This is a genomic window from Georgenia sp. TF02-10 (genome assembly GCF_022759505.1).
Classification (GTDB): domain Bacteria; phylum Actinomycetota; class Actinomycetes; order Actinomycetales; family Actinomycetaceae; genus TF02-10.
The window spans coordinates 366,214-381,917 of sequence record NZ_CP094289.1 but is presented as its reverse complement, the minus strand read 5'-3'; the positions used below and the strand labels follow the sequence as shown (position 1 = coordinate 381,917).

Annotated in this window: 13 protein-coding genes; 8 read left to right on the top strand and 5 right to left on the bottom strand. The window is 78.6% G+C overall.

Annotated features, from left to right (window positions below; genetic code table 11):
* Nucleotides 1-84 precede the first annotated feature (84 nt).
* The 5 genes from MF406_RS01775 to MF406_RS01755 all read left to right on the top strand — a co-directional run bounded on the left by MF406_RS01775 (nucleotide 85) and on the right by MF406_RS01755 (nucleotide 8,647).
* The gene (locus MF406_RS01775) at nucleotides 85-2,904 is read left to right on the top strand and encodes an FtsX-like permease family protein (protein ID WP_242896313.1); all 2,820 of its coding nucleotides are present in this window, start codon (nucleotides 85-87) and stop codon (nucleotides 2,902-2,904) included.
* On the top strand, nucleotides 2,901-5,744 hold the full coding sequence (locus MF406_RS01770) for an FtsX-like permease family protein (protein WP_242896312.1): 2,844 nt from the start codon (nucleotides 2,901-2,903) through the stop codon (nucleotides 5,742-5,744). The genes MF406_RS01775 and MF406_RS01770 overlap by 4 nt, the downstream gene beginning before the upstream one ends.
* Nucleotides 5,741-6,736, top strand: a complete 996-nt coding sequence (locus tag MF406_RS01765; RefSeq protein WP_242896311.1) for an ABC transporter ATP-binding protein — start codon at nucleotides 5,741-5,743, stop codon at nucleotides 6,734-6,736. The genes MF406_RS01770 and MF406_RS01765 overlap by 4 nt, the downstream gene beginning before the upstream one ends.
* Nucleotides 6,733-7,539 (top strand): ABC transporter ATP-binding protein, encoded by an 807-nt coding sequence (locus MF406_RS01760; RefSeq protein WP_371744569.1) that lies wholly within the window; start codon nucleotides 6,733-6,735, stop codon nucleotides 7,537-7,539. The genes MF406_RS01765 and MF406_RS01760 overlap by 4 nt, the downstream gene beginning before the upstream one ends.
* Before the next feature lie 193 nt (nucleotides 7,540-7,732).
* The gene (locus MF406_RS01755) at nucleotides 7,733-8,647 is read left to right on the top strand and encodes a SprT-like domain-containing protein (RefSeq protein ID WP_242896310.1); all 915 of its coding nucleotides are present in this window, start codon (nucleotides 7,733-7,735) and stop codon (nucleotides 8,645-8,647) included.
* Nucleotides 8,648-8,695: 48 nt separating this feature from the next.
* Here MF406_RS01755 and MF406_RS01750 read toward each other — a convergent pair whose 3' ends face one another.
* Nucleotides 8,696-9,526, bottom strand: a complete 831-nt coding sequence (locus MF406_RS01750) for an SDR family oxidoreductase (RefSeq protein WP_242896309.1) — start codon at nucleotides 9,524-9,526, stop codon at nucleotides 8,696-8,698.
* A gap of 190 nt (nucleotides 9,527-9,716) precedes the next feature.
* Nucleotides 9,717-10,337, bottom strand: a complete 621-nt coding sequence (locus MF406_RS01745) for an AAA family ATPase (RefSeq protein ID WP_242896308.1) — start codon at nucleotides 10,335-10,337, stop codon at nucleotides 9,717-9,719.
* Between the two features lie 60 nt (nucleotides 10,338-10,397).
* Here MF406_RS01745 and MF406_RS01740 point away from each other — a divergent pair, with 60 nt between their 5' ends.
* Nucleotides 10,398-10,952, top strand: coding sequence for a phosphoribosyltransferase (locus MF406_RS01740; RefSeq protein WP_242896307.1), 555 nt, complete (start codon nucleotides 10,398-10,400; stop codon nucleotides 10,950-10,952).
* 11 nt (nucleotides 10,953-10,963) lie between these two features.
* Here the strand turns inward: MF406_RS01740 and MF406_RS01735 are convergent, their stop codons facing one another.
* Both MF406_RS01735 and MF406_RS01730 read right to left on the bottom strand, forming a co-directional pair.
* A complete protein-coding gene (locus MF406_RS01735; protein ID WP_242896306.1) occupies nucleotides 10,964-11,500 on the bottom strand; it encodes a low molecular weight protein-tyrosine-phosphatase in 537 nt (178 codons plus the stop codon).
* Between the two features lie 388 nt (nucleotides 11,501-11,888).
* Nucleotides 11,889-12,968, bottom strand: a complete 1,080-nt coding sequence (locus tag MF406_RS01730) for a winged helix DNA-binding domain-containing protein (RefSeq protein ID WP_242896305.1) — start codon at nucleotides 12,966-12,968, stop codon at nucleotides 11,889-11,891.
* A 199-nt stretch (nucleotides 12,969-13,167) separates the two neighbouring features.
* Between MF406_RS01730 and MF406_RS01725 the strand changes: the two genes are divergently transcribed.
* Together MF406_RS01725 and MF406_RS01720 are read left to right on the top strand one after the other, a co-directional pair.
* On the top strand, nucleotides 13,168-14,091 hold the full coding sequence (locus MF406_RS01725) for an LLM class F420-dependent oxidoreductase (protein WP_242896304.1): 924 nt from the start codon (nucleotides 13,168-13,170) through the stop codon (nucleotides 14,089-14,091).
* A gap of 98 nt (nucleotides 14,092-14,189) precedes the next feature.
* Entirely contained in the window at nucleotides 14,190-15,224 is a 1,035-nt protein-coding gene (locus tag MF406_RS01720) for an LLM class F420-dependent oxidoreductase (RefSeq protein ID WP_242897925.1), read from the top strand.
* Here MF406_RS01720 and MF406_RS01715 read toward each other — a convergent pair.
* Complete coding sequence (locus tag MF406_RS01715) at nucleotides 15,163-15,699, bottom strand: ATP-binding protein (RefSeq protein ID WP_242896303.1); 537 nt, start codon at nucleotides 15,697-15,699, stop codon at nucleotides 15,163-15,165. The two genes, MF406_RS01720 and MF406_RS01715, sit on opposite strands and share 62 nt — an antisense overlap.
* Nucleotides 15,700-15,704 lie beyond the last annotated feature (5 nt).

Genomic DNA, 15,704 nt, shown 5'->3' with positions numbered 1-15,704 from the left:
CGCCACCACCGGGCGAAGCCCCGGGCTACGCTGCAAGCCCATGAGCGCTGTCCCGGGCGCACCTGCACTGGTGCGGGTGCCGAGGTGACGGTGCTGCGGCTGGTCCGCCGCCGCCTGGCCGACCACCCCGCCGTCGCGGCGGCGGTGGCCGCCACGACCGTGGTCGCCGTCGTCGTGCTCACCGCCCTGGACGTCCTCGGCGGCACGCTGGCCCGCGGCGCGGTGGCCGGGGCGGTGACAGACGCCGCGCCGGATCGGCGGGCCGTCGTCGTCACCGGCGGGCTGGGCGACGGCGACCTGGCGGCGCAGGACGAGGCGGTGCGTCGGCACGCGGCCGTGCTGGGCCGGCCCACGACGGTGCACCTGGCCACCCGGTCGGTCTCCTTCGGCCTGCCGGCGCCGGCCGGCCCGACCGACCTCGCCCGGCTCGCCCACCTCGAGGGCATCGCCGAGCACGCCGACCTCGTCGCCGGAACCTGGCCGGCCGGCGTCGGCGCGGCGCTCGACGGCGGTACCGGCGACGCCGGCAGCCCGGACGACGGCCGCGGAGATACCGGCCGCGGCGGTACCGGTGACGGCGACGGCGACCTCGATCCCGGCGGCCGGGCGGGGACGGTGGCCGCGGCGGTGCCCGAGCCGGTGGCCCAGGCGCTGGGCTGGTCGGTGGGCCAGGAGGTTGTCCTCAGCGGGCGGCTGCCGACCGTGCCCGCCGCGCTGACCGTGACGGTGGCGGGCGTCTACCGGGCCACCGACCCGGCCGACCCGTTCTGGCTCGGCGACGCCTTCGCCAACACCGGCGTCGAGCACGGGGAGTTCACCACCTACGGCCCGCTGGTGGTCCCGGCGGCGGAGTTCGCCGCCGGGCTCGCCCCGGGCGCCTCGGCCACCTGGCGGGTCTACCCGGACACCGCCGGGCTCACCGCCGCCGACGTCCCGGCGCTGCGGGCGGCGGTCGCCGACCTCCTCGACGACCTCGCCGCCGAGCCGGCGCTGGCCGGCGCGGAGGTCACCTCGACGCTGCCCGACCTGCTCGCCGACGCGGCCGCGACCCTGGCCGGCACCCGGGACGCGCTCCGGGCCCCCACAGCGCTGCTCGCCCTGCTCGCCGGCACCGCGATCGCCGTTGGCGGCACGGTGCTGGGGACGCTGCGGGCCCCGGCGGACCTGCTGCTCCGCGCCCGGGGCGCCGCCCGCGGCCAGCTCCTCGCCCTGGCGGCGGTCGAGGCCGGCGCCCTGGCCGCCGGCACGGCGGTCGTGGCCGCGCTGGCCGGCCCGGCGCTGGCCGCGGCGCTGCCGAGCGGGGCACCGCCGAGCGGGACCGGGGGACTGCCGACGGCGGCCGGGCCAGGAGGGGTCGGGGGGTGGCCGACGGCGGTCGGGGCCGCGGCCGCCGCCGGGGCGCTGCTCCTGGTCACCTCCGCCCGTACCGCGCTCGCGCCGCCGGCCGGGCGCGGCGGCCGGCTGGCCGTGGCCGGCCGGGCCGGGATCGACGTCGCCCTGCTCGGTCTCGGCGCGGTGGGGTACCTCCAGCTGCGCCGGGCCGCCGCCGCGGGCCAGGCCACGGCGGACCCGCTCGTGGTGCTGGCCCCGGCGCTGGTGGTGCTGGCCGGGAGCCTGCTCGCGCTGCGGCTGCTGCCGCTGGCCACCCGCGCCGGGCAGGCGGTGACCGGCCGCGCCCGGGGCCTGCCGGTGGCCTGGACCGGCTGGCAGGTGGCCCGGCACCTGCCGCGCCGGGCGGGGCTGGTGGTGCTCCTCGTCCTGGCCGCGGCCGCGGGCTCGCTCGCCCTGGTCCACCGCGCCTCCGCCGCCCAGGCCGACGCCGACGCCGCCACGCACACCGTCGGCGCGGAGTCCCGGGTCCTCCTCCCGCCGGCCCCGCCGCCCGACGCCGACCTCCGCCGGGTGCTCGGCCCGGCGGCCCTGCCGGTCCTGCGCCGCACCGTCCCGGTCGCCGACGAGCCGGAGGTGACCGTCCTCGCGGTCGACGCCGACCGGGCGCCGGGCGTCCTGCGCAACCCCGCCGGCCCGGACCTGGCCCCGCTCCTCCGCGAGCTGGGCGGCCCGGCCGGTCCGGGCGAGCCGCTGCCGGCCGTCGTCACCCCCGGGGTACTGACCGCCGCCGGCGCCGCAGAGGGGGACGTCGTGGAGCTGCCCTGGCGCGGCGGCGGGCTCGCCGTGGCGGCGGTCGCCACCACCCCGACCCTGCCCTCGGTCCCGGCCGGGCAGGACGGCATCCTGCTGGACCTGGCCGGCCTGTCCGCCGTTGTCGACGGCGGGGACGAGCCCGCTCACGGCGGCGACGGGTCAGCTGCCGGCCCGGACACGGGCGCCACCGGCACCACCGGCACCGCAGACACCGGCACCGAGCCGATCCTGGAGTGGTGGCTCCCCGGCCCGCCGCCCGCCGAGGCCGACCTGCCGCCGGGCACCACCGTCCTGGACCGCGCCGCGCTGACCCGGGAGCTGGCCGCGCGCCCGGTGCGCGCCGGCACCGACGCGGCCCTGGTGCTGCTCGCCGGGACCGCCGCGGTGCTCGCGACCCTCGGCTACGCGGTCGCCGCGACCGCGGACGCCCGCCGCGGCCGGGGCGAGCTGGCCGTCCTGCACGCCCTGGGCGCGCCGCCGCGCGCCGTCCGCCGGGCCCAGCGCGCCGAGCAGGCGGCGGTCGTGGTGCTCGCCGTCGGCCTCGGCCTGGTGGTCGGCGTGGCGACGGCGGCCGCCGTCGTCCCCCCGCTGCTCGCCGCCGCCGGGCAGGCGGTGCTGCCGGCGGCGGCGGTGGTGCCCTGGGCCCAGCTCCTCGCCCTGGGCGCCGCCCTCGCCCTCGCCCTGGCGGCGCTCGGCGCCGCCCTGGTCCGACCGCTCGGCCCGGCAGCGGTGCCCGCGGTGCTGCGGAGGGTGGGGTGAGCCGGGCGGGGCGCAGCCTGCTGCGCCACCAGCTGCTGGCCGGGGCCGGGGTGCACGCCGTGCTGGCGCTCCTCGTCCTGCTCACCACGGCCGTCGCCGTCGCCGCCCCGCGGGCCGCCACCGAGGCCCAGGACGCCGCGCTGCGCCACCGCCTCGCCCACGCCCTGCAGGTCCAGCGGGACGTGACCGTGACCGGCGGGACCCAGGGCAACTACCCGGTGCCCTTCGAGCCCGGCGTCGCCGGCGACGTCGAGGCCGCCGTCCTGGACCGGCTCGGCGCCGGCGCGGACCTGGTCGCGGACGTCTCCTTCGCCGTGTCCGTCGGCCCGGCTCGCGCTCGCACCCTGCCCGCCGGGGCGGACCCCGGCGGGGAGCTGGCCGAGGTGGGGCTGCGCGCCGAGGCGGGGTGGACCGAGCGGGTCACCGTCACCGCCGGCCGGCTGCCGGCGCCGGGCTGGGCACCGGCCGCCGTCGACCCCGCGCTCGCGCACCAGCCGACCGTGCCGGTGCTCGAGGTGGCGCTGACCCCTCCCGCGGCCGCCGCCCTGGACGCCGACGTCGGCGCCACCTTCCTCCTCGACCCGGTGCTGAGCACCGGGGTGCCGGTGCCCCTCGCCGTCACGGTCGTGGGCATCGTCGCCCCGGCGGACCCGGCTGCCGACTTCTGGGCCGCCGACCCGCTGGTGCTCGAGCCGACCCGGGGGCCGACCGCGGAGGGCGGGCAGAAGTGGCTGGTCACCGCGCTGCTCGGCGAGGACGCCCTGCCGGCGCTGACCGAGGCGTTCGCCGCCGGCGCCGCCGCGGGCCCGGGCACCGGGCCCGGCGGGAACCGGGCCGGCGGGGACGCGGCCACAGGGGACCAGGCCGTCACCAGCGAGGAGGGTGAGTACCAGGCCGACGCCCCCGACGAGCTGCCGCTCGTCGTCCCCCCGCAGCTCGAGCACAGCTGGCGCCTCACCCTCGACACCCCGGACCTGACCGGCGCCGACACCCCGGTGCTGGCGGAGGCGGTCGGCCGGCTGCGCACCGCCGGCGCGCTCGCCCCGTTCCCGGTGCGGACCGTCACCGGGCTGCCGGACCTGCTCGCCGAGCACGCCCGGGCGGTGGCGGTGACGTCCGCCCTCGTGTCGTTGTGCCTCGCCGCCGCGCTGACCATGGGCGTCCTCGCCGTCGTGCTGACCACCTGGGCGGCGGTGGACCGGCGGGCCGCGGACCTGCGGCTGCTGCGCGCCCGCGGCGCCTCCCTCGCCCAGCTCACCGCCCTGGCCGGCGGGCCGGTGCTGGTCTGGGCCGTCCCGGCGGCGGTCCTCGGCGCGGTGGCGGCCGTCGCCGCGGTGCCCCGGCCCGGGCCGGCCGCGGGCCTGGCCGCGGCCGCCCTGGCGGTCGGCGTCGTGCTCGTCGCGCTCGCCCCGGTGCCCCTCGCGGCGCGGGCGGTGACCGCGCCGGCCGCCGGTCAGCGCCGCCCCCGCCGCCGCCGGTGGGGCCGCCTCACCGCCGAGGCGACGCTGGTGCTCCTCGCCGCCGCGGGCACGGCCACGCTGCGGCGGCGCGGCCTGGTCGACGACGTCGCCGCCCGCGGCGCGGTCGACCCCTACGCCGCGCTGGTGCCCACCCTGGTGGTCCTCGCGACGGCGGTGGTGGTGCTGCGGGCCTACCCCCCGGTGGTGCGGGCCGCGTCCCGGCTGGTGGGCCGGGGCCGCGGCGCCGTCGGCTTCCTCGGGCTGGCCCGCGCCGCCCGGGCCCGGCCGGCGGCCGCGGTGCCGGTGGTCGTGCTGCTCCTCGCGGTCGCGGTCAGCACGCTGACCGGGACGGTGCGGGCCACCATCACCACCGAGCAGGACGCCGCGGCCTGGCGGGCGGTGGGCGCCGACGTGCGGGTGGACGCCCCGGCGCTGGCGGCGGCCGACCTCGCGGCGCTGCGGGCGCTGCCCGGGGTGGACGCCGTGGTCCCGGCCTACCGGCAGGACGACGCCACGGTCGGCACCGCCCGGGACGCCGACCGGGTGACCGTGCTGGCCGCGGACCCGGCGGCGCTGACCGCGCTGCTGGCCGGCACGCCGCTCGCCGCCGACCTGCCCGACCTGACCCCCCGCCCCGGCGGGGCGCTGCCCGCCGTCGTCTCCACCCCCGACCTCGCCCCGGACGGCGGGCCGGTACCGCTGCGCACCGCCGGCCGGTCGCTGACCGCCGACGTGGTGGCGGTGGAGCCGGCGCTGGCCCGCGGCGCCGGCGCGGACGAGCCGGTCCTGCTGCTGCCCTACGACGCCCTCGCCGCCGCCACCGCCGAGCTGGCCCCCACCACCGCCCTGCTCCGCGGCGGTGACGCGCCGGCGGTCGAGGCCGTCGCCGGGCCCGGCTGGGAGGTGCACGGGCGGGCGCAGGTGCGCGGCGCCGTCGCCGACGCCCCGCTGCCCGCCTTCCTCACCGTGGCCTTTGCGGCCACCGGGGTGGCCGCGGCGGGCTACTCCCTGGTCGCCGTCGTGCTGCTGCTGGCCCTCGGCGCCGCCGACCGGAAGGCGGCGGTGGCCCGGCTGCGGGCCATGGGCCTGCGCCCCGGCCAGGTCCGGGCCCTGGTCGCGGTGGAGGCCGGCCCGCCGGCTCTCGCCGCGCTGCTGCCCGGGCTGGCGGTCGGCCTGGCCCTGCCCGCGGTGGTCGGCCCGGCGCTGGACCTGGCGCCCTTCACCGGCGGGCCGGCCGACCCGCCGCTCGTCCCGGCCGGCGGGACCGCGGCGCTGCTCGGCGTCGCCGTCGCCGCCGTCGTCGCCGTGGCGGTGCTCCTCGACGCCGCCCGGGACGCCCGCACGCACGCACCGACCGACCTGCGGAGGGGAGCGCGATGACCGAGACCGCCAGGACCGCCAGGACCGCCACCTACGGCGCGCACGCCCAGATCGTGTGCGACAACCTGCTGCGCGTCTACCGCACCGAGGGGGTGGAGGTGGTCGCGCTGCAGGGCCTGGACCTGCTCGTCGACTCCGGGGAGCTGGTGGCGATCATCGGCGCCTCCGGCAGCGGGAAGTCCACCCTGCTGCACATCCTCTCCGGGCTGGACCGGCCGACAGCGGGGCTGGCCCGGGTGGCCGGGCAGGACCTGCTGCAGATGACCGCCCGGCAGCGGCTGGCCTACCGGCGGGAGGTGGTGGGGTTCCTCTACCAGCAGGCCACCGACAACCTGCTGCCCTACCTCGACGTCGCGGAGAACGTCGCGGTGCCGATGCTGCTCGCCGGGACCGGCCGGGCCGACCGGGAGCGGCGCACCGCCGAGCTCCTCGAGCTGCTGGACCTGGCCGGATGCCGGGGCCGGCGCCTGGCCGAGCTCTCCGGCGGGCAGCAGCAGCGGGCCGCGCTCGGGGTGGCGCTGGCCAACCGGCCCCAGGTGCTGCTGGCCGACGAGCCCACCGGCGAGCTCGACTCCGCCGCCGCCGAGCAGGTCTTCGCCGCGCTGCGCACGGTCAACGCCGAGCTGGGGGTGACGGTCCTGGTCGTCACGCACGACGCGGCCGTCGCCACCCAGGTGCGCCGCACCGTGGGGATCCGGGACGGGCGGACCAGCTCGGAGGTGCTGCGCCGCGAAGCCGGCGACGGCGGCCCGGACCTGGCCGCCGAGGAGTACGCGGTCCTGGACCGGGCCGGGCGGCTGCAGCTGCCGCGGGAGTTCACCCTGGCGCTGGACCTGCGGGACCGGGTGCGGCTGGACCTGCAGACCGACCACATCGGGGTCTGGCCGGCCGGCACCGGCCCGGCCCGGCGGGGCGCGCCGGCCGGTGGGCCGCCCGGGGCGGGGCGTCGCCGCGGCGGCGGCGACGGCGGCACGGACCGGGAGGACGCGTGAGCGCGGACGGCGGGGAGGACGGCGTGCGCGCGGACCACGTGGACGAGCACCAGGTGGGCGCGGACGGCGCGCGGGAGAACGTGGTGCGCGCGGACGGCGTGCACGCGGACCACGCGGGCGAGCACCACGCGGGCGAGGACTACCTGGTCGGGACGGACCTGCGGCGCACCTACGGCCACGGGCCGGCCGCCGTCGCCGCGCTGCGCGGGGTGTCGGTGCGGGTCCGGGCCGGGGAGCTGCTCGCCGTCGCCGGCCGGTCCGGGTCCGGCAAGACCACCCTGCTCAACTGCCTGGGCGGGCTGGACCGGCCCGACGGCGGCCGGGTCGTCCTGGCCGACCGGGAGGTCACCGCGCTGCCCGAGGCCGAGCTGCTGGCGCTGCGCCGCGGCACCGTGGCCTACGTGTTCCAGTCCTTCGGGCTGCTGCCGGTGCTGACCGCCGCGGAGAACGTCGGGGTGCCGCTGCGGCTGCAGCGGGCCGACCCGGCCGCCCGCGAGGCCCGGGTGACCCACCTGCTCGCCCAGGTGGGCCTGGCCGACCACCACCACCAGCTCCCTGGCGAGCTCTCCGGCGGGCAGCAGCAGCGGGTCGCGCTGGCCCGGGCGCTCGCGCCCGCCCCGGCGCTGCTGCTGGCCGACGAGCCCACCGGCCAGCTCGACTCCCACACCGCCCGGGAGATCATGACCCTCATCCGCGTCCTGGTCCGGGAGGAGGGCATGACCGCCGTCGTCGCCACGCACGACCCGGTGCTCCTCGACGTGGCCGACCGGGTGGTCGAGCTCCGGGACGGACTACTCACCTGAGCCGGGGGCGGCGGCTGAGCCGGGTCCCGCTGAACCGGGGTCCGGCTGAGCCGGGGTCCGGCTGAGCGGGGTCCCGCTGCCGGCCCGTCCCCACCTCTCGTGCCGGGGGCGCCCCGCCCACACCCAGGCGTGCCCCGCGGCGGGACGTCGGTGGGCCGCCGTAGCCTCGGGCGAGCGAGGAGAGGAGACGGGCATGGAGCTCGCTGAGGTCCGGCGGATGGGTACCGCGCTGCTGGCCGAGCACGGCCTGGCCGGCTGGCGGGTGGCGCTGGACGGCGCCCGGGTGCGGGCCGGCTCGTGCCGCTACGCCGAGCGCACCATCACCCTCTCCCGGCACCTGATGGCGCTGTACGACGACGCGCAGGTGCGGGAGACGCTGCTGCACGAGATCGCGCACGCGCTCGTCGGGCCCGAGCACGGCCACGACGCCGTCTGGCGGGCCAAGGCACGTGCCATCGGCAGCACCGCCTCGCGGACCGTCGCCGCCTACGCCCCACAGGTCCCGGCACCCTGGCGCGGCACCTGCCCGCGCGGGCACGTCACCGACCGGCACCGCCGGCCCGTCCGGCCGGCCAGCTGCTCCCGCTGCGACCCGTCCTTCAACATCGCGCACCTGCTGACCTGGACCTACCACGGCCGCCCGGCCCGGATGGGCGAGCGGTACGCGCGCGAGCTCGCCGCGCTGCAGGCCAACCAGCGCGAGCTCGTCGACCTGCTGCTCGGCCCCGCGCGCGAGGAGGACACCGGCTGGGACGAGGAGGACCGCGGCTGGGACGAGGAGCGCCCGGGCTGGGACGAGGAGGACGACGAGGAGGACCCCGGCTGGGACGAGGCGGACGGCACCTGGGACCAGGACGGGCCGTGGTGGGAGCGGGAACGAGCAGCTGCGGCGGCCCGGGTGGGGCGGCGGCAGCAGCCGGCGCCGTCGTGGGCCCGGGCCGCCGTCGGCGGGCTGCGGCCGGGCACCCGGGTGCGCCTGGTCACCGCCGACAAGTACCGCGGCTTGGCGGCGACGGTCTTCAAGACTGCCCGGACCCGCTACCACGTGCGCACCGACGACGGGCGGGTGCTCACCGTCCCGTTCCCTGCGGTGGTGGAGCTGGGCTGAGCCGGCCAGGCCCTAGGTCATGGCCGGCCCGGCCCCGGCAGGCGGCTGCTACGCGCCGACCTTCTCCCGCCCCGCCGGGGCGAGCAGCGACTTCATCCGGTCGGCGATGAGGTTGACGGCCCTCCGGGGCGCGAGCCGGGCCATCCGGTCGGTCATCCGGGCGTCCTTGCCGATGACGACGCGGAACGCCCCCTTCTCGATCCCCGCGACGATCTGCGCGGCGGCGTCCGGCGCCGTCGTCTGCACCATGCCCGAGGAGTCGCCGCCGTCCGCCCCGGCGACCGTCACGCCGGAGTTCGCGGAGATGTCGGTGGCCACCCCGCCGGGGAAGACCGCCGTCACCGCGACCGGGGTGTCCCGCAGCTCGGCGTAGAGGCCCTCGGTGAACAGCTTCACCGCCGCCTTGCTCGCCCCGTACGCGGACTGCCCGGGCACCGGGGCCAGGGCGCCCATGCTGGAGACGTTGACCAGGCATGCCTCCGGCCGTCCGGTCAGGTGCGGCAGGAACGTCTTGGACATGTGCACCACGCCCCAGAAGTTCACCGCCATGATCTTCTCGATCTCGGCGTACGTCAGGTCCGCGACGGGGACGAACTTCTGGATGATGCCGGCGACGCTGACGACGCCGTCGACCTGGCCGTGCGCGGCGAGCACGGCCGCCGGCAGCGCCTCGACGGCGGCCCGGTCGGTGACGTCGACCACGTGGGTGCTGAGCCGGTCCGCGCCGGTGGGCACCAGCAGGGCGGTGTCCGCGAGCGCCTGCTCCCCGACGTCGACCGCGGCGACCCGCGCGCCGCGGGCGAGCAGGGCGAGGACGAGCGCCCGCCCGATCCCGTTCCCGCCGCCGGTGACGACGAAGACCTTCTGCGCAACCTTCATGCCTGCTCCTCTGTAGCGCGCGGGGCGCGCGGGTCGTGCCGGGGTCCCGGCCTGCGTCCAGGCTAGGGCGGCGCCGCCCCGGCCAGGAGGACAAAGGTCCGCGCGTGGCCGGTGTCACGACCCGCCGTCGACGGCGGGCAGGAGCTCCGCCCGGCCGGGTCGCTCCGGGCCGATCGCTGCACCGGACGGGTCAGAGCCCGCCCCAGCGGACCACCACCGGCTGGTCGGCGTCGTGCATGTCGACCAGGACGTCCGCCCGGGCGGCCGGGTCCACCTGCTGCTGGTACAGCCGGGCCACCGGCAGGTACCGGTCCCGGTAGAGCGGCTCCAGGTCCATCCCGTCCGCCTCGAGCTCGGCGCGGCGGGCGCGCATCCGGTCCAGCGTGACCTTCTCCGGCACGTGCAGGTAGAGCACGAGGTCCCACAGGTCGGCCAGCTCGGGCCGCTGCAGGCCCATCCCGTCGACCAGCACGACGGCGGGCGGGCCGTAGGCCGGCCCCTCCGCGACGGCCCGGACCTTGCCCAGGTCGTAGACGTTGTCGTAGAGCCACTGCGGGTCGGCCGCGGCCGGCGCCCGGTGCACCCGCCCGCGGATCATGTACATGTCCGTGTCGAACCGGCGGACCTCGCGGCCGGGCGGCAGGTGCGGGCGCAGGGCGTCGTCCAGGGCCCGGGTGAAGGTCGACTTGCCGGCGCCGAAGGGGCCGTCGACGGCGACCCGGAGCACGTGCACCGCGGCGGCGCGGGCGGCGATCCCGCGGGCGAGGCGGCCGAGGACCGCCAGCCGGACGGGGGTGACGACGGTGTCCATACCCGCACCGTAGAGCCGCCGGCCCGGCGGTGCGCCCGGAACCGCGCCTACGCTGTGCCGGTGAGCGATGCGACCTTCGACGACGGCGCCACCACCACCGCCGAGGCGGAGCGGGAGGTGCTCGGCTGGCCGGGCTTCGGGGCGGCCGCGCGCGAGCTCGCCCGCCACGTGGTCCGCTCCGGGTGGCTGCCGGACCTGGTCGTCGCCGTCGCCCGCGGCGGGCTGGTCCCGGCCGGCGCGGTGGCCTACGCGCTGGGCACGAAGGCGATGGGCACGATGAACGTGGAGTTCTACACCGGCGTTGGGGAGACCCTCGAGGCGCCGGTGGTGCTCCCGCCGCTGATGGACACCTCCGGCCTACCCGGTCAGCGGGTCCTGGTGGTCGACGACGTCGCCGACTCCGGCCGCACCCTGGCGCTGGTGACCGACCTGCTCCGCACCACCGGCCTGCCCGGCGAGGCCGGCGCGCCGGGCGCGCTGCCCGGGGAGGTCCGCTCCGCCGTCCTCTACGCCAAGCCCCGCTCGGTGATCGACCCCGACTACGTCTGGCGGCGCACCGACCGGTGGATCATGTTCCCCTGGTCCGCCCAGCCGCCGGTGACCGCCGAGGACTGACCCCGGACGGGTCAGCCGGGACCGAGCCGCTCCTGCAGGTACCGCACCAGCCCGTCGGCGCCGCGCTCGACGACGGCGAGGGTGTCGTAGAAGCCGTCCTGGTCGCCGTACCACGGGTCGGGGACGTCGAGGTCCCGCTCGGTCGCGCCGTCGCCGAGGCGCGGGGCGGTGTCGTCGAACTCGCGCCACAGCCGGATCTCCGCCCCGCCGCCGTCCTCGTCGGCGCGCCGGCGCAGCGCCCGGGCGTGCTGGCTCGTCATGGCGAGGGCGAGGTCGTACCGGCCCAGCTCGCCGGGCACCACCTGGTGGGCGCGGTGGCGCGGGACGGGGTAGCCGTGCTCAGCGAGGACCGCGCGGGCACGGGGGTCGATCGGCCGGCCGTGCTCCTCGTCGCTGGTCCCGGCGCTGGCGACCTCGACGTCGTCGGCCAGTCCGGCGTCGGCGAGGCGCTCGCGCAGGACCACCTCCCCCATCGGCGAGCGGCAGATGTTGCCGGTGCAGACCACGAGCAGGCGGAAGGGGCGGCGGGCGCCGTCGACGTCGGGCATGCGGTCATCGTGCCAGGAGCCTCCGGAAACCAGGTGACAGCGGGCCCGGGAGCGACCTACCGTGGTCGCACACGAGAGAGGAGGTGGTCCAGAAGTGATGTCATTCCGGACGCGTGAGGTGACCACCCGCTAGCCCGTCAGCGGACGGACCACAGGTCCTCCCGCCGTCGGCGGCGAGAACCAGGTGGTCACCGGAGCCCGCGGGGGCCGTGGACCGTCCACCACGGCACCCGGCCGAACGGCCGGAGCCCGCGGGCTCTTCCCTGCCCGGAGGTCGGACCCTGCGCCGTGGCGGACGCGGTGGCCAGGCAACCACCCCCACCCCTGGCCCGCCCGCACCCGTGGCGCGGTCGGCGAGACGCCGTCGTTCACCCAGGGCGCCGAAGGCTCACCGCGCCGCATGCGTGGGGAACCCTGCCGCCAGCCGCTGCACCTCGGCCGCCACCTTGGGCGTGAGGGTCGTGAAGGGCTCCGGCTCGATCCGTCGCCGGGTCCCGCTCCCGACGCGCCGCCAGGTGCCGACCACCCGGCCGTCCGCGACGACGGTGGGCCGGAACATCCCGTTCCCGCCGGGCACGACCCGGTCGGCGTGCTCGGGCGGCAGGGTGGGGCTGCGGTCCTGGTAGCCCAGGATCAGCTCGTCGAACCCGGGCAGCAGGAGCACGCCCCGGGCGGCGGCCAGGTGCTCCGCCAGCAGCGCGGGGGTGGCCGGGTCGAGGAAGTACTCGGTGCCGTCGACGTCGAGGCGCTCGAGGTGCTCGCGGGCGACGGCGAGGCCGGTGGCCACGTCCTTGCCGGTGAGCTTGGTCCACCACTGGAGGTCCTTGCGGGTGGCCGGGCCGTGACCGCGGAAGTAGCGCAGCGCCCACTCCCCGAGCGCCTCGTCGCGCTCGAGGACGCGCGGCGCGGGCACCCACTCGTCCAGCAGGACGATCCGCTGGTCGCCGTCGACCACCGGGCCCAGGCACAGCAGCCCGCGCTGGGCGTGGTGCCAGAGCAGGTGGTACCCGCGCTGCTTGACCCCGAGGAGCCCGGCCGCCGCCCACCGGTCCATCAGCTCGGCCCGGCTCAGCGACCGGCCGCCGCGGAGCGCGTCCTCGGCGACAGCGCCGGCCCGGTCGAGGAGCGCCTCGTCCAGGCCCAGCTGCGCGCGACGGCGGGCGGCCCCGGCAAGCAGGCGCTCGCTGGTCAGGGCGAGCATCCACGGCAGGTCCGCGGCGAGGACCAGGTGCAGGGTGCCGCGCATCGGCCAGGACCGGACGACCTCCCCGCGCTCCAGCGCGCCGAGGATCCCGTCGGCGGAGTCCCCGGGTACGGTCCGGAGCGTGACGGAGGCCAGGGCGCCGGGGAGGTCCTGGGCCTGGAGCGCGGTGAGGTGCCGGACCACGTCCGTTGCGGTCGGCAGGCCGGGACCGACCAGGCGCTGGGCGGCGAGCCGGAGCCGGGCGACGTCCGCGGCGGTCGTCATCTGCCGAGGGTAGCGATCGGGCACCGGCAGCGGCCGCGGGGCGGCCAGCAGCCTACGGGCGGACCAGGTCCCGCGCCGGCGGCGGGGGAGCCGAGACCAGCGGTGAACCCCAGCCGGACGATGTCGGCCGCGGACGCCGTCGGCCCACCGGCCGTGACCGGTCCGTGCAGCGCTCTCCCGCCTCTGCCAGGCTGACCGCATGGACCTGCGCATCTTCACCGAGCCCCAGCAGGGCGCCTCCTACGAGGACCAGCTCGCCATCGCCCGCCGGGCGGAGGCGCTCGGCTTCGACGGCTTCTTCCGCTCGGACCACTTCCTCCGGATGGGCGACGGCGACCCGCTGCCCGGCCCGACCGACGCCTGGACCACCCTCGCCGGCCTCGCCCGGGAGACCTCCACCATCCGGCTGGGCACGCTGGTCAGCGCCGCAACGTTCCGGCTGCCCGGGGTCTTCGCGGTCCAGGTCGCCCAGGTGGACGCGATGTCCGGCGGGCGGGTCGAGCTCGGGCTCGGCACCGGCTGGTTCGCGGAGGAGCACGCCCAGCTCGGCGTCCCCTTCCCGGAGCGGCGCTTCGGGCTGCTGGAGGAGCAGCTGGAGATCCTCACCGGGCTGTGGGCCACGCCGGTGGGCGAGCGGTACTCCTTCACCGGTGAGCACTACCGGCTGGTCGACTCCCCCGCGCTGCCCAAGCCGGCCCAGCAGCCGCTCCCGATCATCGTCGGCGGCGGGGGGCCGCGCCGCACCCCGCGGCTGGCGGCCCGCTTCGGCGCGGAGTACAACCAGTCCTTCCCGGACAAGGCCGCCATCGCCCCGCAGGTCGGGCGGGTCCGGGCGGCGTGCGAGGAGGCCGGGCGGGACCCGGACGAGCTGGTCTACTCGGTCGCCCTCGTCGCGTGCGTCGGTGCCGACGAGGGCGAGGTGGCCCGCCGCGCCGAGGCGATCGGCCGGGAGGTGCCCGAGCTGCGCGAGCACGGCCTGGCCGGCACGCCGGCGGAGGTCCGCGACGGGATCGGGGCGCTGGCCGAGGCCGGCATCTCCCGGGTGTACCTGCAGTGCCTGGACCTGCGCGACCTCGAGCACCTGGACCTGATCGCCGGCGAGGTGATGGCCCAGCTGGGCTGAGCGGGGCGTCCGCGCGACCGCCGTCGGCACCGGCACGACAGGGCACCCGGCCGCCGTCGGGCATGATCGGGCCCATGGCCGACGACGACACCACACCTCTGCGCCTGGGCTACTCCCTCGGTTACTGGTCCGCCGGGCCGCCGCCGGGCGCCGCCGAGGCGGTCGCGGCGGCGGACGACCTCGGCCTGGACTCGGTGTGGACGGCCGAGGCCTACGGCTCGGAGGCCTTCACCCCGCTGGCCTGGTGGGGCGCGGGCACCCGCCGGGTCCGTCTCGGCACCGCCATCGCGCAGATGTCCGCGCGCACGCCGACGGCGACGGCGATGGCCGCGCTGACGCTGGACCACCTCTCCGGCGGCCGGTTCGTCCTCGGGCTCGGCGCCTCCGGCCCGCAGGTCGTCGAGGGCTGGTACGGCCAGCCCTACCCGCGGCCGCTGGAGCGCACGCGGGAGTACGTCGACGTCGTCCGGCAGGTGCTGCGGCGGGAGCATCCGGTCCGCCTCGCCGGCCGGCACTACCAGCTCCCGTTCCCCGGCGGCACCGGGCAGGGCAAGGCGCTGCGGGCCACCGTGCACCCGCTGCGCGCGGACCTGCCGATCCTGCTCGCGGCGCAGGGGCCCAAGAACATCGCCCTGGCGGCGGAGGTCGCCGACGGCTGGCTGCCGGCCTTCTGCTCGCCCCGGCTGGACGAGACCTACGCCGCCCAGCTGGCCGCCGGCTTCGCCGCCCGCTCCGCCGAGCTGGCTCCGGCGGGCGAGTTCGAGGTGGCCGCGGCCGTGCCGGTGTCCCTCGGCCCGGACGTGGAGCAGGCCGCCGACGCGCTGCGCCCGCACCTGGCGCTGTACGTGGGCGGGATGGGCTCGGCGCAGACCAACTTCCACCGGGAGGCCATCGAGCGGCTCGGGCACGGGGCGGCGTGCGCGGAGGTCGCCCGGCGGTGGGTGGCCGGGGACCGGGTGGGTGCGGCGGCGGCGGTGCCGACCGAGCTGGTCCTGGACGTCGGCCTGGCCGGCAACCCGGCCCAGCTGCGGGAGCAGCTCGGGGCGTGGGAGCGGTCGGTGGTGAGCACGCTCATCCTGCAGACCGACCCGCGGGCGCTGCCGGCGGTGGTGGCGGCGCTGCGGGGTCGATGACCTCCTCGCCCTCCCCCTCCGGCACCTCGAAGGTGGCGATGAACTGGTCGAGCAGCTCGGGGGTGACCGGGAAGGCGTCGGCGTCGCCGCGGGCGCGGCGGGCGGCCGTGCGGCGGTGCAGCAGCTCGGGGTCGATCGTGAAGTAGACCAGGCGCCACCGGCCGCCGGCGGCCTCCACCAGGGCCTTGTACTCCTCGCGGTCCGCCCGGCGCCAGAACGCGAGGTCGACGACGACGTCCCGGCCGGCGCGGACCAGCTCCACCAGCCGACGGCGCAGCTCGGGCTCGACCGCGGCGTTGTACTCGGCGTACCGCTCGACCGGGATGTCCACGCCGTAGCGGCCGAACCGACGTCGGACCTCCACGTCCAGGGACAGGCGCACGTAGCCCTGCCGCTCCAGGGCCCGGGCGTAGGTGGTCTTGCCCGACCCGGACGGGCCGCAGGTGAGCACCACGGTGGGCCGGTGGTCTGCCATGCGCC

Bases quoted from the DNA above. Each gene is read 5' to 3' on its own strand.
- MF406_RS01765 (WP_242896311.1), top strand. From the start codon at position 5,741: ATGACCGAGACCGCCAGGACCGCCAGGACCGCCACCTACGGCGCGCAC.
- MF406_RS01745 (WP_242896308.1), bottom strand. From the start codon at position 10,337: ATGGACACCGTCGTCACCCCCGTCCGGCTGGCGGTCCTCGGCCGCCTC.
- MF406_RS01735 (WP_242896306.1), bottom strand. From the start codon at position 11,500: ATGCCCGACGTCGACGGCGCCCGCCGCCCCTTCCGCCTGCTCGTGGTC.
- MF406_RS01755 (WP_242896310.1), top strand. From the start codon at position 7,733: ATGGAGCTCGCTGAGGTCCGGCGGATGGGTACCGCGCTGCTGGCCGAG.
- MF406_RS01725 (WP_242896304.1), top strand. From the start codon at position 13,168: ATGGACCTGCGCATCTTCACCGAGCCCCAGCAGGGCGCCTCCTACGAG.
- MF406_RS01750 (WP_242896309.1), bottom strand. From the start codon at position 9,526: ATGAAGGTTGCGCAGAAGGTCTTCGTCGTCACCGGCGGCGGGAACGGG.
- MF406_RS01730 (WP_242896305.1), bottom strand. From the start codon at position 12,968: ATGACGACCGCCGCGGACGTCGCCCGGCTCCGGCTCGCCGCCCAGCGC.
- MF406_RS01715 (WP_242896303.1), bottom strand. From the start codon at position 15,699: ATGGCAGACCACCGGCCCACCGTGGTGCTCACCTGCGGCCCGTCCGGG.